14 protein-coding genes and 1 tRNA gene are annotated in these 14,010 nt (G+C 64.2%); 12 read left to right on the top strand and 3 right to left on the bottom strand.

Features of this window, described 5'->3' with window-relative positions; genetic code table 11:
- The first annotated feature begins 18 nt into the window (after positions 1–18).
- Together ATO11_RS10520 and ATO11_RS10525 are read left to right on the top strand one after the other, a co-directional pair.
- Positions 19–1,491 carry a heme biosynthesis protein HemY gene (locus ATO11_RS10520; RefSeq protein WP_050530829.1) on the top strand — a complete coding sequence of 491 codons (1,473 nt, stop codon included), beginning with the start codon at positions 19–21 and terminating at the stop codon, positions 1,489–1,491.
- A gap of 45 nt (positions 1,492–1,536) precedes the next feature.
- A tRNA-Thr gene (locus tag ATO11_RS10525) sits at positions 1,537–1,612 on the top strand.
- Positions 1,613–1,685: 73 nt separating this feature from the next.
- Here the strand turns inward: ATO11_RS10525 and ATO11_RS10530 are convergent.
- Positions 1,686–4,076 carry a transketolase-like TK C-terminal-containing protein gene (locus ATO11_RS10530; RefSeq protein ID WP_050530830.1) on the bottom strand — a complete coding sequence of 797 codons (2,391 nt, stop codon included), beginning with the start codon at positions 4,074–4,076 and terminating at the stop codon, positions 1,686–1,688.
- A gap of 143 nt (positions 4,077–4,219) precedes the next feature.
- On the opposite strand from ATO11_RS10530, the gene ATO11_RS10535 reads away from it, so the two are divergent.
- Together ATO11_RS10535 and ATO11_RS10540 are read left to right on the top strand one after the other, a co-directional pair.
- Positions 4,220–4,672, top strand: coding sequence for an Lrp/AsnC family transcriptional regulator (locus tag ATO11_RS10535; RefSeq protein WP_050530831.1), 453 nt, complete (start codon positions 4,220–4,222; stop codon positions 4,670–4,672).
- Between the two features lie 114 nt (positions 4,673–4,786).
- Positions 4,787–6,616 (top strand): heavy metal translocating P-type ATPase, encoded by a 1,830-nt coding sequence (locus tag ATO11_RS10540; protein WP_050530832.1) that lies wholly within the window; start codon positions 4,787–4,789, stop codon positions 6,614–6,616.
- On the opposite strand, the gene ATO11_RS10545 is transcribed toward ATO11_RS10540, so the two are convergent.
- Positions 6,584–6,922, bottom strand: coding sequence for an ArsR/SmtB family transcription factor (locus tag ATO11_RS10545; RefSeq protein ID WP_242601399.1), 339 nt, complete (start codon positions 6,920–6,922; stop codon positions 6,584–6,586). The two genes, ATO11_RS10540 and ATO11_RS10545, sit on opposite strands and share 33 nt — an antisense overlap.
- A 138-nt stretch (positions 6,923–7,060) precedes the next feature.
- Between ATO11_RS10545 and ATO11_RS10550 the strand changes: the two genes are divergently transcribed.
- The 6 genes from ATO11_RS10550 (at position 7,061) to ATO11_RS10575 (ending at position 11,233) form a co-directional block, all read left to right on the top strand.
- Positions 7,061–7,924, top strand: coding sequence for an MBL fold metallo-hydrolase (locus tag ATO11_RS10550; RefSeq protein ID WP_050530833.1), 864 nt, complete (start codon positions 7,061–7,063; stop codon positions 7,922–7,924).
- Between the two features lie 4 nt (positions 7,925–7,928).
- A complete protein-coding gene (locus tag ATO11_RS10555; protein ID WP_050530834.1) occupies positions 7,929–8,360 on the top strand; it encodes a YeeE/YedE family protein in 432 nt (143 codons plus the stop codon).
- Positions 8,360–8,785, top strand: a complete 426-nt coding sequence (locus ATO11_RS10560; RefSeq protein WP_050530835.1) for a DUF6691 family protein — start codon at positions 8,360–8,362, stop codon at positions 8,783–8,785. Before ATO11_RS10555 ends, ATO11_RS10560 begins: the two co-directional genes overlap by 1 nt.
- A gap of 13 nt (positions 8,786–8,798) precedes the next feature.
- A complete protein-coding gene (locus ATO11_RS10565) occupies positions 8,799–9,137 on the top strand; it encodes a protein tyrosine phosphatase family protein (protein WP_165586954.1) in 339 nt (112 codons plus the stop codon).
- 72 nt (positions 9,138–9,209) lie between these two features.
- Positions 9,210–10,934 (top strand): SulP family inorganic anion transporter, encoded by a 1,725-nt coding sequence (locus tag ATO11_RS10570; protein WP_050530837.1) that lies wholly within the window; start codon positions 9,210–9,212, stop codon positions 10,932–10,934.
- 89 nt (positions 10,935–11,023) lie between these two features.
- Positions 11,024–11,233 carry a DUF1858 domain-containing protein gene (locus ATO11_RS10575; RefSeq protein ID WP_050530838.1) on the top strand — a complete coding sequence of 70 codons (210 nt, stop codon included), beginning with the start codon at positions 11,024–11,026 and terminating at the stop codon, positions 11,231–11,233.
- On the opposite strand, the gene ATO11_RS10580 is transcribed toward ATO11_RS10575, so the two are convergent.
- The gene (locus tag ATO11_RS10580; protein ID WP_242601400.1) at positions 11,228–11,956 is read right to left on the bottom strand and encodes a Crp/Fnr family transcriptional regulator; all 729 of its coding nucleotides are present in this window, start codon (positions 11,954–11,956) and stop codon (positions 11,228–11,230) included. The genes ATO11_RS10575 and ATO11_RS10580 overlap by 6 nt on opposite strands.
- Positions 11,957–12,117: 161 nt before the next feature.
- On the opposite strand from ATO11_RS10580, the gene ATO11_RS10585 reads away from it, so the two are divergent.
- Positions 12,118–12,558, top strand: a complete 441-nt coding sequence (locus ATO11_RS10585; RefSeq protein ID WP_050530840.1) for a pseudoazurin — start codon at positions 12,118–12,120, stop codon at positions 12,556–12,558.
- 55 nt (positions 12,559–12,613) lie between these two features.
- Positions 12,614–13,831, top strand: coding sequence for a copper-containing nitrite reductase (gene nirK, locus ATO11_RS10590; RefSeq protein WP_050530841.1), 1,218 nt, complete (start codon positions 12,614–12,616; stop codon positions 13,829–13,831).
- Positions 13,832–14,010: the final 179 nt, after the last annotated feature.

Here is a 14,010-nt window from a genome sequence, read left to right on the forward strand (position 1 = left end):
CCTGGAAGGACCTGCATCATGCTGTGGTCTCTGATCAAGATCCTGTTTTTCATCTCGCTTGTCGCGCTTCTGACGCTTGTCGCGACCTGGCTGATGGGCCGTGGCGACGGCCTGATGATCACCTTCGCCGGAACGGAATACCCGCTGTCGGCCCTGCAATCCGTCATCGCGCTGATCGTGCTGGTCGTGTTGTTGTGGGTGGTGCTGAAGGTCGTGTCGTTCCTCGTGGCGCTGGTGCGCTTCCTGAACGGGGACGAAACTGCGATTTCGCGCTATTTCGACCGCAATCGCGAACGTCGCGGCTACCAGGCGTTGAGCGAAGGACTGATGGCGCTGGCCTCGGGCGAGGGGCGGTTGGCCATGTCCAAGGCCGCGCGGGCCGAGAAGTACCTGCAACGCCCGGAACTGACGGACCTTGTGACCGCGCAAGCCGCCGAGATGGCAGGCGACCGGGCGCGGGCCGAAGAGACCTATAAACGCCTTCTGCAGAACGACGCGACGCGGTTCGTCGGCGTGCGCGGGATCATGAAGCAAAAGCTCGCTGCCGGGGATACCGAAACGGCGCTGAAGCTGGCGCAAAAGGCCTTTGCCCTGAAGCCGCGCCATGAAGAGACGCAGGACGTTCTGCTGCAATTGCAGACCAAGGCGCATGACTGGACCGGTGCGCGCAAGACGCTGGATGCCAAGCTGAAATCGGGCACCATGCCGCGCGACGTGCACCGCCGCCGCGAAGCGGTGCTGGCGCTGAGCCAGGCCACGACGCTGCTGGGCGACGACGAGGCATCGATCGACGCCCGCGAAACGGCGATCGAGGCGAACCGCCTGTCGCCCGACCTGATCCCCGCCGCGATCATGGCGGCCCGGACCTATATCGCGCAGGACAAGAAGCGTTATGCGACGCGGGTTCTCAAGAAAGCGTGGGAAGCGCAACCGCACCCGTCGCTCGCCGCCGCCTTTGCCGAGATCGAACCGGACGAAACCGCGCAGGCGCGCCTGAAGCGGTTCCAGGCCCTGACCCGTCTTGCCCCCAATCACCGCGAGTCGCGCCTGCTGACCGCCGAGCTGAACATCGCGGCAGAGGATTTTCCCGCCGCCCGCAAGGCCATCGGCGACCTGGCCGAGCAGGAACCAGATGCCCGCGTCCTGACCATCATGGCCGCGATCGAACGCGGCGAAGGTGCGTCGGACGAGATCGTAAAGGGCTGGCTGGCCCGTGCCATCGCCGCACCGCGCGGCCCGCAATGGGTGTGCGACAATTGCCATGCGGTCGTACCGGAATGGACCGCCACCTGCCCCAATTGCGACGGTCTGGACACGCTGACTTGGAAAGCGCCCACCAAGCAGGAAGTCGCCACGCCCACTGGCGTGGAAATGCTGCCGCTGATCGTGGGCGCCACTGATGACAAGCCCGACGAACTGACGGTTCCGGAGGCGGAGATCATCGAAGCCGTGGACGGCGAGATCGTCAAAGAGGCTGACGAGACCAAATAACGCTTTTCACCCGCGCGTGGCGCCGCTATATCGCGGCGCCACGGGGCCGCTGTAGCTCAGCTGGTAGAGCACGTCATTCGTAATGATGGGGTCGGGGGTTCGAGTCCCTTCAGCGGCACCACCCAATCCGGACATCTTGCGCGAACGAGCGCGTAACACGGCCTATCGCGGTTGTCCTGCCTCCCATGCGCCGGTCAGCCGATGGAGCGAAAGTCGACCGGGCGGCCTGTCGTCAGCCCGTCAACGGCCGCAAGGATGCCGGTCCGGTCGATGCCGAAATGGCGGTAAAGGTCCCCGATGCTGCCGGTTTGGCCGAAATGCTCCACGCCCAGCGAGATCGCGCGATGACCCGCGACCGCCCCAAGCCACGCAAGCGTGGCCGGGTGCCCGTCGATGACGGTCACGATGGAACAGGTGGCGGGCAACACGCCAAGCAGCGTTTCGATATGTGACCGGGCGGCGGGGTTCCCCCGTGCCCGCGCCCGTTGTGCCGCCGTCCAGCCCGCGTTCAACCGGTCGGCGGAGGTGACGGCAAGAACGCCCACGTCGCGCCGCGCTTCGGCCAGTTGCCCCGCTGCCGCGATGGCTTCCTGCGCGACCGCGCCCTGATAGGCGATCACGACATCGCAGTTCGGCCCCGGCTCCCGCAACCAATAGGCCCCGTCGATGGCCCCCTGCCGGAAGGCATCGTCCTGCCGCTTGCCGGGCTGTTCCAGTGGCGCGGTCGTCAGCCGCAGGTAAACGGACCCGCCGGTTTCATCCCGCAACCACGTGCGTTCGTCGGGATCGTCGCCGCCCTCGCGTTGCAGATAGTCGAAGGCCCATTCCATGATAACGGCCAACTCGTCCGCGAAAGCAGGCTCGAAACTCGCAAGGCCGTCTTGCGCCATCCCCGTCAGGGGCGTCCCGATGGATTGGTGCGCCCCACCTTCGGGCGCCAGAGTGACGCCGGACGGCGTGCCGACGATCATGAACCGCGCATCCTGGTAACAGGCGTAGTTCAACGCATCGAGGCCGCGATGCACGAACGGGTCATAGACCGTCCCGATGGGAATGATCCGCTTGCCGAACAGCGCATGTGACAGGCCTGCTGCCCCCAGCAGCAGGAACAGGTTCATCTCGGCAATGCCCAGTTCCAGATGCTGGCCTTCGGGCGCAAAATTCCACTTCGCGGTCGACGGGATGCGGTGTTCGATGAAGGCGTCGGCCATCTCTTGCCGGGCAAACAGCTTGCGGCGGTTCACCCAAGGGCCAAGGCTTGTCGTGCCTGTCACGTCGGGTGAGGTCGTCAGGATACGCTCCGCTAGCGGCCCGTCGCCCTTGGCCAGACCATCCATGATCTTTCCGAACGCCGCCTGCGTCGAAATCTCCCGATCCGTGGCAATCTCGATCCGCGGAACGGGCAGTTTGGCGTCGTCGTACCTGCGCCGACCCTTGGCAAAGAACGGCGCGGCCTCCAGCGCGTCCTGAAAGGCGGCCTTGTCGGTGATCGTTGCAAACGGCTCCCATTCCTGCCCTTCCGGGACGCCCATGTCACGCTGCCACGCGGCCATCTGGGCCTTGGTCATCAGGCCGCCGTGGTTGTCCTTGTGGCCCGCGATGGGCGTGCCCCAACCCTTGATCGTGTAGGCGAGGAAACAGACGGGCTGGTCGTGGTCGATGCTGGCAAAGGTCTCTGCCATCGTCTCCACGCAGTTGCCGCCAAGGTTCTCCATCAGGGCGGCAAGCTCGTCATCGCTGCGCGCGTCGATCAGTGCCGTGACCGGCCCCTGATCACCCAGATCGTCCATCAGGCGCTGCCGCCAGACCGCGCCGCCCTGATAGGTCAGGGCCGAATAGGTCTGGTTCGGGCAGTTATCGATCCAGTCGCGCAACGCATCGCCACCCGGCTCTTTGAACGCGGCCCGCTGCAACGCGCCGTACTTGACCCGCACGACCTGCCAGCCGAACGCGTCAAAGATCTTCTCGACCCGCTCGAACAGCCCTTCGCGCACGATGCCGTCAAGCGACTGGCGGTTGTAATCGATGATCCACCAGCAGTTCCGCAGGTCGTTCTTCCAGCCTTCCTGCAACGCCTCGTATATGTTGCCCTCGTCCAGCTCTGCGTCACCCACAAGCGCCACCATCCGCCCCAGCGGCACGTCCGCGCCCCACGCCTTGGCCGTGATGAAATCCTGCACCATCGACGCAAGCGAGGTGATCGCAACCCCAAGCCCCACCGACCCGGTGGAGAAATCCACGTCATCCACGTCCTTCGTGCGGCTGGGATAAGGCTGCACGCCGCCCAGCCCGCGAAAATTCTCCATCCGCGCCCGATCCACGTTGCCCATCAGATACTGCATGGCGTGGAAGACCGGGCTCGCATGCGGCTTGACCGCCACCCGGTCTTCGGGCCGCAGGGCCGAGAAATAAAGCGCCGTCATGATCGACACCATCGAGGCCGAACTCGCCTGATGCCCACCCACCTTGATGCCGTCCTCGTTCGGGCGCAGGTGATTGGCGTTGTGGATCATCCAGTGCGACAGCCACAGCAGGCGTTGTTCGATGGTTTTCAGGTGCGTCAGATGAAGGGCCGTGTCGGTCATGGGATGCTCTTTCGCTGTTCGCGCGAAGCCTGCACCGTCACGGTTGGGGAAACTGAGCGAACTCTCTACGGATCACTATAGTTTTGGCGCTTTCCTTCACGAATTTCCTTATACTTGGGGAAATTCTCTAGGATTGGGGCGACATGGACGCGATTGACCTGAAAATTCTGGCGGCGCTTCGGAAAGACGCGCGATTGACCCACCAGCAGCTCAGCGAACAGGTGGGGCTTTCGCCGACCCCCTGCGCGCGCCGGATCCGGCGGCTTGAGGCCGACGGCATCATCACCGGCTATTCCGCGCGGATCAACGAGGCCAAGCTGGGCTTCGAAGTGTCGGTGTTCGTATCCGTCAAGCTCGACCAGCAGGTCGACGACAGGTTGCAAAATTTCGAGCGCAACGTGCGGGTGTTCCCCGAGGTCGTGGATTGCTGGCTGATGACCGGCACGTTCGACTACCTTTTGAGGATCGTCGTCCGCGACCTGCACGAATTCGAACAATTCCTGACGGGCAAGCTGACCAAGCTGCCCGGTGTCGCCTCGCTGGAAAGCTCGATCCCGATCCGGCGGGTCAAGGACGAGGCGACGCGGATCGACTGAGCTCCAATCCTGCAAAAACGGCGGATTTCCAATCTTCCCCGGAAAGGCCATGCTGGGCCTGTCATGTACCGCGCCGATGCGATCAACGGGCGTGGCCTCTAAGGGATCGTCGGAATGAGATTCGCACTTCTGGTTGTCGCCGTCTCTGGTCTCGTCGGTGGATTGGTGTTCCAGTACGCGCTGGATGATCCCCTTCTTGCGACCGCCAGCTATGTTGTTGCTGCCGTGCCGGTGCTCGCCGCGCTGGTCTGGGAGATTGTCACCAGCCTCGTGGCGGGCGATGTGGGGCTGGACGTGGTCGCGGCGCTTTCCATGACCGCCGCGCTGGTTTTCGGCGAATACACGGCGGCGGCCATCGTCGCGCTAATGTATACCGGAGGCCAGTACCTGGAATCCTATGCCGACGGGCGCGCCTCGCGCGAAATGACGGCGCTGTTGGCACGCGTGCCGAAAACCGTGATGCGCCAGCAGGGTGACGGGCTGGTGGAAACGCCCATCGATGCCGTGCAACCGGGCGACCACCTGTTGATCCGCGCGGGCGACGTCGTGCCGGTGGACGGACAGGTTTCGGGCACGGCCGTTCTGGACGAAAGTTCGCTGACCGGGGAATCCGTGCCCGTCCGCCATGCAGATGGCGCGTCCGCGATGAGCGGTAGCGTCAATGTCGGCGATGCCTTCGTGCTGGTTGCCTCGAAAGCCGCGGCCGACAGCACCTATGCCGGGATCGTCCGGCTGGTGAAGGCCGCGCAGGCATCGAAGGCCCCGATGGCAAGGATGGCCGACCGCTACGCGATGGCTTTCCTTGCCGTGACGCTGGCGATCACGGGCGCGGCGTGGGCGTTGACCGGCGATCCGATCCGCGCGGTAGCCGTCCTCGTGGTGGCCACGCCATGCCCCCTGATCCTGGCAGTCCCGGTCGCCCTGTCGGCGGGGCTTTCGCGGGCCGCGGGGTCTGGCGTGCTGATAAAGGGCGGCAAGGTGCTGGAACGGATGGCGGGGCTCAGGACCGTCGTCATGGACAAGACCGGCACGCTGACCCATGGCGAAGCGCGGCTTACCGGGATCACGACGACCGGCGGGATGGACGGGGCACGGATATTGCAGCTTGCGGCGAGCCTCGAACAGGCCTCCACCCACCCGATCGCGGCCCGGATCTGCAAGGCGGCGATGGCCGATGGCCTGGCCTTGGAAAGCCCGCGGAACGTGGTCGAAACCGCGGGCGAGGGGCTGACCGGAATGGTCGGGGGGCATGAGGTTGTCGTGGGGCAGCCTGCCTTTGTCGGTGCCCGTGCGGCGGGCACGCCGCCGCAAGACGGCGTTGCCGTTGCGGTCGATGGACGGATCGTCGGGGCAATGCAGTTGCAGGATGCCCTGCGTGACGACGTGCAGGGGCTGCTTGGCACCTTTCGCCGCGCCGGGATTTCACGGATCGTCGTTGCCACCGGTGACAAGCGCGCCGTCGCCGAACAGTTGACGCGGGGCCTGCCCGTTGACGCGGTTCACGCGGAGATGACGCCCGAGGAAAAATCCGAACTGGTGGCAAGCGAAAGTCGCTTGGCCCCGACGATGATGATCGGTGACGGCGTGAACGACGCCCCTGCGCTGGCGATTGCCGATGTCGGCGTCGCCATGGGCGTTCGCGGCGCGGCGGCCACGGCGGAAACGGCGGACGCGGTGCTGCTGGTGGACCGTATCTCGGCCCTTGGAAACGCGCTGCGGGCGTCGCAACGCGCCCGCGCCATCGCCTTTCAAAGCGTCGCGCTAGGTGTCGGGCTGTCCGTTGCGGGGATGATTGCGGCCGCCTTCGGATACCTGACACCGGTGCAGGGGGCGGTATTCCAGGAGGTGATCGACGTGGCGGCCATCCTGAACGCGCTTCGGGCGTTGCGGTCGCCGAAGCCGGCGGGCGCATCACTCGGGCGCGCAGAACCTTTGGTACAGTAACTCGATCAGGTCCCGGACCATAGGGTCGGAGATGGCATAATAGACCTGCCGGCCATCGCGCCGGGCGGACAGGATTCCTTCGGCCTTCAACCGCGCGAGGTGCTGCGACACCGCCGACTGGCTGGCACCGACCATCGCTTCGATCGCGGCGACCGGTTGCTCTTCATGCAAGAGCCCGCACAGGATCTTCAGCCGGTCCCGGTGGGCCAGTGATTTCAGGAATCGGGCAGCCTGTTCCGGCGCGTCAGAACCGCCTTCGGTGAAGGCGGCCAGCGCGTCGTCAGGCAGATCAATCTGAACATTCACGGCCAAGATCCCTTTCATTGCCGCGTTCGATATAGGCCCTGGCAAGAAATATTCAACTTTTTTAATATTTCTCCCCGGCGTATGTTGACATATTATGTTTTTATAATATGTGGGGTGCAGATCAGTTGGAGAAACGCAATGAATCCCCAAGTCACACCGTTCTTTGATGAAGACACCTTCACGGCGTCGTTCGTCGTCACGGACCCGGACACCAAGCGATGCGCGATCATCGATTCCGTTCTCGATTTCGACTATGCCTCTGGCCGCACCGACTTCCGGTCGGCGGACCGGATCGTCGACTTCGTTCGCGACAACGACCTGACGGTCGACTGGATCCTCGAAACGCATGTGCACGCCGATCACCTGAGCGCGGCCCCCTACCTGCAAGAGCAGCTTGGCGGCAAGATCGGCATCGGCGAGAAGATCACCGTCGTTCAGGACACGTTCGGCAAGGTCTTCAACGCCGGGACCGAGTTCCAGCGCGACGGCAGCCAGTTCGACAGGCTGTTCGAGGAAGGCGACACCTTCTCGGTCGGGAACATGCACGCGAAGGTGCTGCACACGCCGGGGCACACGCCCGCGTGCCTGACCTACGTGATCGAAGACGCGGCCTTTGTCGGGGACACGCTGTTCATGCCCGATTTCGGCACCGCCCGCGCGGACTTCCCCGGCGGGTCGGCGGAAACGCTTTACGCGTCGATCCAGAAACTTTTTACCCTGCCGGACGACACTCGCGTCTTCGTCGGACACGACTACAAGGCACCGGGCCGCGACGAATTCGAGTGGGAAACCACCATCGGCGCGCAGAAGGAGTTCAACAAGCACGTGGGACACGGGCGCGTCGAAAAGGAATTCGTCGCCATGCGCACCAAGCGGGATGCCGAACTGGGCATGCCACGGCTCATCCTGCCGTCGCTGCAGGTGAACATGCGGGCGGGGCAGATGCCACCGGCCGAGGACGACGGCAACGTCTACTTCAAGGTTCCGGTCAACAGGCTCTGATACGATGATTGACGCAAGCTATATCTACGGGCTGATCGGTGGCCTGATCATCGGTTTGGCCGGAGCGGTCTACCTTCTGGGCAACGGGCGCATCATGGGCGCCAGCGGAGTCATCGGCGGCCTTGTCGATGGCTCGGGCCGTGCCGAATGGCGGGACCGGGCCCTGTTCATCGCCAGCCTCGTCGCGGCGCCGTGGCTGGCGGTCACGCTCCTCGATATCGAGGCGCGCACCAACATCACCTCCAACCCGGTCGTGCTGATCACGGCCGGTCTGCTGGTGGGGTTCGGCGCGCGGCTCGCCAACGGCTGCACCAGCGGTCACGGGGTGTGCGGGATTTCACGCCTGTCGCTTCGGGGCATTGCCGCGACGGTGTTCTACCTCTTCGCGGGCGGTGTGAGCGTCCTTCTGTTCAAACATGTGCTGGGAGTGATCTGATGCGTGGACTTATCGCGGCTACGAGCGGTGCGCTGTTCGGTATTGGGCTTTTGATCTCGGGCATGGTGGATACCAACCGGGTCCAGGGATGGCTCGACATATTTGGTGACTGGGATCCGACGCTGGCCTTCGTTCTGGGTGGTGCCATCATCCCCATGGCCATCGCGTGGCGCGTCTCTGAATACCGCAAGGCGCCCGTGGCGGGCGGGACGTTCCCCCTGCCGCTGGAGCAGAAGGTCACGACCGACCTTGCCGTCGGTTCGATGATTTTCGGCGCGGGCTGGGGTCTTGCGGGGCTTTGCCCCGGACCGTCCTTTGCCGCCCTTTCGTTCGGCGGGTGGGAGGGCCTGCTGTTCGTCGGCTCGATGATCGGCGGCATGCTGCTGGCCGTCCCGGCCAGACACTTTCGCAACTCAATGGCATGAGGTGAACATGGACATGATCCAGATCGCCCCGAACCTGTCTGTCGGGCCGCAAATCACAGAAGACGACCTGTCCGATCTCGCGCAAGCGGGCTTCACCGACATCGTCTGCAACCGGCCAGACGAAGAGCATCCCGAAGACACGCCGTCCACGCAGATGGCGGTCACCGCCGAAGGTCTGGGGATGGCGTTTCACTACCATCCGATCACGCCGGGTGAGCCGTTCGCCGAAGAGGCGGAAAAGCTGGCACGGGTGGTCGCCCGACCGGGCGCGAAGGTTTTCGCCTATTGCCGGTCTGGCGCGCGCGCGACGAACGCGTGGCTGCTGACGCAGGCGGACGCCGGCCAGACCTAGCCGAACGCAATCGAGCGCGGCTGCCAGCCAGCCGCCTCAACCCGACTTCACCCCGAAAAATCGAGGCCCGCGATGGTATCGCGCTACTTTCCCATTCTCGGATGGGCACCGTCCTACAATCGCGACACGTTCGCGGCAGATGCCATCGCCGCGGTGATCGTGACCATCATGCTGATCCCGCAATCGCTGGCCTATGCGCTGCTGGCCGGACTGCCGCCGGAAGTCGGGCTTTATGCCTCGATCGCGCCGCTGGTCATCTACGCGATCTTCGGGACGTCGATGACGCTGGCCGTCGGGCCGGTTGCGGTGGCGTCGCTGATGACGGCGTCGGCCATCGGCGAGCTGGTCGCGAAAGGCACGCCCGAATACCTGGGCGCGGCCATCGTGCTAGCGTTGATTTCGGGGCTCGTGCTGGTAGCGATGGGGCTGGCCCGGCTGGGCTTTCTCGCCAACTTCCTGAGCCATCCCGTCATCTCGGGCTTTATCACCGCCAGCGCGCTGATCATCGCGGTGGGGCAGTTGAAACACATCCTCGGGATCGACGTCTCGGGCCATAACTTGGTCGAACAGGTTGCGAGCCTTGTCGGTGGCCTGTCCGGTACCAACCTCGCCACCCTCGCAATTGGTGGCGGCGCAGCGGCGTTCCTGTTCTGGGCGCGGCGCGCACTGGCGCCGTTGCTCGCGCGTGCGGGCCTGTCGCCATCGCTGGCTGCCAGCCTGTCGAAGGCCGCCCCGGTCGTTGCGGTGGTCGCGACGACGCTGGCGGTCTACCTGCTTGGCCTGCAATCGGCGGGTGTCGCCATCGTCGGGGACGTTCCGCGTGGCCTGCCGACACCGGCGCTCCCGACATTCGATGCGGAACTATGGGGCACACTTTTCCTGCCCGCGCTGATGATCGGCATCGTGGGATATGTCGAAACGATTTCGGTCGCGCAGACGCTTGCCGCCAAACGGCGCGAACGCATCGACCCCGACCAGGAACTGGTTGCCCTTGGCGCCGCGAATATCGGCTCTGCCATGTCCGGCGGGTTTCCGGTGACCGGTGGTTTCTCCCGCTCGATCGTGAACTTCGACGCCGGGGCAAGAACGCCGGCGGCGGGGGCCTTTACCGCCGTGGGCATCGCGCTTGCCACGGTTTTCCTGACGCCCGCCCTGTTCTTCCTGCCCAAGGCAACGCTGGCGGCGACCATCATCGTCGCGGTCCTGTCGCTTGTGGACCTTGAGACGATCAGGCGGACATGGACCTATTCCAAAAGCGACTTTGCCGCGATGCTGGGCACCATCCTCGGCACGCTCGCCCTTGGGGTCGAAATCGGCATCGCGATCGGCGTCCTCGCGTCGCTCGCGCTGCACCTCAAACGCACCTCCCGCCCGCATTTCGCAATCGTGGGCAGGGTTCCGGGAACCGAGCATTACCGGAACATCAATCGCCACGCGGTCGACACGACGCCCGGCGTCCTGTCGATCAGGGTGGATGAGAGCCTGTATTTCCCCAATGCCCGCTTCCTCGAAGACACGATCAACGACGCGGTCTCCCTCGACCCCGATGTCCGGGATGTCGTCCTGATGTGTTCCGCCATCAACTTCATCGACGCGTCGGCTCTGGAAAGCCTCGAACAGATCGACCACCGGCTGAAGGACGCGGGCATCCGGCTGCATCTGAGCGAGGTGAAGGGACCGGTGCTGGATCGGCTGCAAAGGTCCGACTTCCTCGAACGCCTGTCCGGGCGCGTCTTTCTCAGCCAGTACGAGGCCGACGAAGCGCTGAAATCGGGTCCTGCCATGGCCGCGGAATAGAAAGGGGCGGGGCGCACCGGGTCGAAATTTGCGGCAGCACAACGTTTCGCGGTGCCTTGCCCTTAAACTCGGCCCATCAGGAGGCGGCCATGCGACAGAAAAAGTCCGACGATCCCGACATGACGCTGGCGGATCTGATGACGCGCTGGCCGGAAACCATCGCGGTGTTCAATGCGCGCCGGATGTTGTGCGTCGGGTGCCTTGTGAGCCCTTTTCACTCGGTCGTCGATGCCTGCGAGGAATACGATCTGGACGAGGACGCCTTCATGGCCGAGCTGCGGGAGATCCTGGACTCATAGGTCGGGCTTGGGCTGGGAGAGCAGGACAAGCGCGTGGGGGTCCAGCACCTTGATACGCCTGCGCTTGCTTTCGACAAGGCCCTGTTTCTCCCACGCGCTAAGCAGGCGGCTGGCCGTGTGAAGGGTGGTGGCGGTCAGTTCCGACAGGTCCTGTCGCGTGATCGGAAAGTCGATCTCGATCCCGTCCGCAACCTTGCGTCCGGTCTGGTTGATCAGGCGCAGCAATGCATTCGCCACCCGTTGCTCGACCTGCTGCGTTGCCATTTCCACGACGCGGTTGTGGACCTCGCCCAAGCGGTCGCCGACGGTCTTGTAGGTCTGGGTCGCGAACCCGTCATACTCTGCCACGAACGTGTCCCACAGCCGCGTCGGCCAACTTAGAACGATCGACTCGGTCGCCGTCATCGCCGTTGCGGGATACCTGTCGCGGCCGATGGCCCTGGCGATGCCCAGAAGCTGGCCCGCGGGAATGTGCAGGACGGTCACCTGCTCTCCGGTCATGGTGACGCGCACCACGCGCACGTAGCCGTCAAGCAGCATGAAGAACCGCTCCGCAGGCGCGCCTTCATCGAAGATCGCGACGCCCTTGTCGTATCTCCGCGACGTCGCCTGATCGAGAATCGTGCGTATCTGGCGCCTGTCGAGTTTCGAGAAGGGCGGAAGGTGCGTCAGCAGGCTTTCATCCAGCCGCGGCAGGGTCCTGCGCGGAGACATTTCAGTCATGCGCGTGATCTTGCCGCGATATCTGCCGTAAATTCAATTCTTTACCTCCCCAATTCCGGCTTTTCGAAAATCGAATTCGAATTTGACCCAGCGCAATGTTCGAAATCGAGGGTTCCCTATTTTGCCCTCGACGATCACCGCGAACGAAAAGGAAAACGGACATGTTTCGCACGGTTGTATCCGGTTTCGCCCTTGCTGTCCTTTTGGGAGGCGCGGCCAGTGCCGACACCTTCGAGGTCCAGATGCTCAACCAGGGGTCCGACGGGCAACGCATGGTTTTCGAACCTGACTTCGTTCGCGCCAAGCCCGGCGACACGATCAGGTTCATCGCCACGACCAAGGGCCACAACGCCGAGGTCTACAAGGGCATGCTGCCCGAAGGCGTGGAGGCTTTCAAAGGCAAGATCAACGAAGAGTTCGAGGTCACGCTGGACGTTGAAGGCGTCTACGGCGTGATCTGCAAGCCGCATTTCGCCATGGGCATGGTGCTGACCATCGCGGTCGGTGACGTCGACGCGCCCGCGGATTTCCTCGCAGGCCGCGTCCCGCCGAAAGCCAAGGAGCGCTTCACGGCCCAACTCGCCAATCTCGCAACCAACTGACGGTTCGGCGGACCTTTCACCCGCCAACCAAAACCAAGCCCCGAAGGAGGGAACCATGACCAAATTCATCAATCCCGGCCTCATGATGACCAGCCGGCGTAACGTCCTGCGCGGCAGCCTGCTTGCCGGAGCGGCCGCCTTGACGGGTGCCGGAGCCAAAGCGGCTCCGCATGCGCCCAGCCTTCGCGGCGTCAATGCCGCCTCGGCCCATCTTTACAACGCGGCGGAAGAGCAAGAGACCACCGTCAATGCCAAACCCGCCGATCTTTCGGGCTATACCCGCGTGAGGCAGAAGCTTGTCGCGCCGCCCTTCGCGCCGGAACACGAACAGGTTGCCACTGGCGGGCCCAAGATCGTGGAGATCGCGCTGGAAACCGAGGAACGCCTGCTGGTCGTCGACGAAGACAACGGCGGTGAAATCTGGGCGCTGACCTATAACGGCTCGGTCCCCGGTCCGCTGATCATCGTGCACGAAGGCGACATGGTGGAGCTGACGCTCCGCAACCCGGCCTCCAGCATGCTGGAACACAACATCGACTTCCACGCGTCGACCGGCGCGCTGGGCGGCGGTGGCCTGACCCACGTCTTTCCGGGCGAGGAAGTTGTGCTGCGCTGGAAAGCGACCAAGCCCGGTTGCTTCACCTACCACTGCGCGCCGGGCGGCGACATGATCCCCTATCACGTCACGCACGGCATGAACGGGGCCATCATGGTACTGCCCCGCGACGGCCTAAAGGACAAGGACGGCAACCCGCTGCGCTATGACCGCATCGCCTATTTCGGCGAGCAGGACTTCTACCTGCCGAAAGACGAAAACGGCGACTACCGCACCTATGAATACGCGGGCGACGATTATGCCGACAGCCTCGACGCCATGCGTACGCTGATCCCCACTCACCTGGTGTTCAACGGGTCCGTGGGTGCCCTGACCGGCGACAACGCCATCAAGGCGAAGGTCGGTGAAACCGTGCTGATGGTCCACAACCAGGCCAACCGCGATTCGCGCCCACACCTGATCGGTGGACATGGCTCCTATGTCTGGGAAAGCTCCTTCACCGACCCGCCGATGCGCAACATGGAAACCTGGTTCGTGCGGGGCGGCAGCGCCGTGGCGGCGATGTACACTTTCGAGCAACCGGGCGTGTACGCCTACGTCAACCACAACCTGATCGAGGGCATCATGCTGGGCGCGGCGGCGCACATCAAGGTCGAAGGCACCTGGGACAACGCCCTGATGGAGCAGGTCGTCGCCCCCCACAGTTTCGAGACCTGAGACAGGGGGCGCAGCGCGCTGACAAGTGTCTCCTCGCTTCCCGACCCTCAACGCTCGCAAGGCAAATCTTTTCCGGGTCGCGCTCCCAAGGCGCGGCCCGGCGTCGCTCGTATCACGCCCTCATCCATGCACCGGTGGGCTTGAGCGCCATGCCGACCCCCCCGGTCGGGGGATTGGCG

It is taken from the genome of Pseudaestuariivita atlantica, assembly GCF_001205715.1.
Taxonomy (GTDB): Bacteria; Pseudomonadota; Alphaproteobacteria; order Rhodobacterales; family Rhodobacteraceae; genus Pseudaestuariivita; species Pseudaestuariivita atlantica.

Coding starts and splice junctions, on each gene's coding strand:
- ATO11_RS10555 (WP_050530834.1), top strand. CDS start 7,929: ATGATTGACGCAAGCTATATCTACGGGCTGATCGGTGGCCTGATCATC.
- nirK (WP_050530841.1), top strand. CDS start 12,614: ATGACCAAATTCATCAATCCCGGCCTCATGATGACCAGCCGGCGTAAC.
- ATO11_RS10540 (WP_050530832.1), top strand. CDS start 4,787: ATGAGATTCGCACTTCTGGTTGTCGCCGTCTCTGGTCTCGTCGGTGGA.
- ATO11_RS10570 (WP_050530837.1), top strand. CDS start 9,210: ATGGTATCGCGCTACTTTCCCATTCTCGGATGGGCACCGTCCTACAAT.
- ATO11_RS10520 (WP_050530829.1), top strand. CDS start 19: ATGCTGTGGTCTCTGATCAAGATCCTGTTTTTCATCTCGCTTGTCGCG.
- ATO11_RS10550 (WP_050530833.1), top strand. CDS start 7,061: ATGAATCCCCAAGTCACACCGTTCTTTGATGAAGACACCTTCACGGCG.
- ATO11_RS10560 (WP_050530835.1), top strand. CDS start 8,360: ATGCGTGGACTTATCGCGGCTACGAGCGGTGCGCTGTTCGGTATTGGG.
- ATO11_RS10530 (WP_050530830.1), bottom strand. CDS start 4,076: ATGACCGACACGGCCCTTCATCTGACGCACCTGAAAACCATCGAACAA.
- ATO11_RS10575 (WP_050530838.1), top strand. CDS start 11,024: ATGCGACAGAAAAAGTCCGACGATCCCGACATGACGCTGGCGGATCTG.
- ATO11_RS10580 (WP_242601400.1), bottom strand. CDS start 11,956: ATGACTGAAATGTCTCCGCGCAGGACCCTGCCGCGGCTGGATGAAAGC.
- ATO11_RS10535 (WP_050530831.1), top strand. CDS start 4,220: ATGGACGCGATTGACCTGAAAATTCTGGCGGCGCTTCGGAAAGACGCG.
- ATO11_RS10585 (WP_050530840.1), top strand. CDS start 12,118: ATGTTTCGCACGGTTGTATCCGGTTTCGCCCTTGCTGTCCTTTTGGGA.
- ATO11_RS10565 (WP_165586954.1), top strand. CDS start 8,799: ATGATCCAGATCGCCCCGAACCTGTCTGTCGGGCCGCAAATCACAGAA.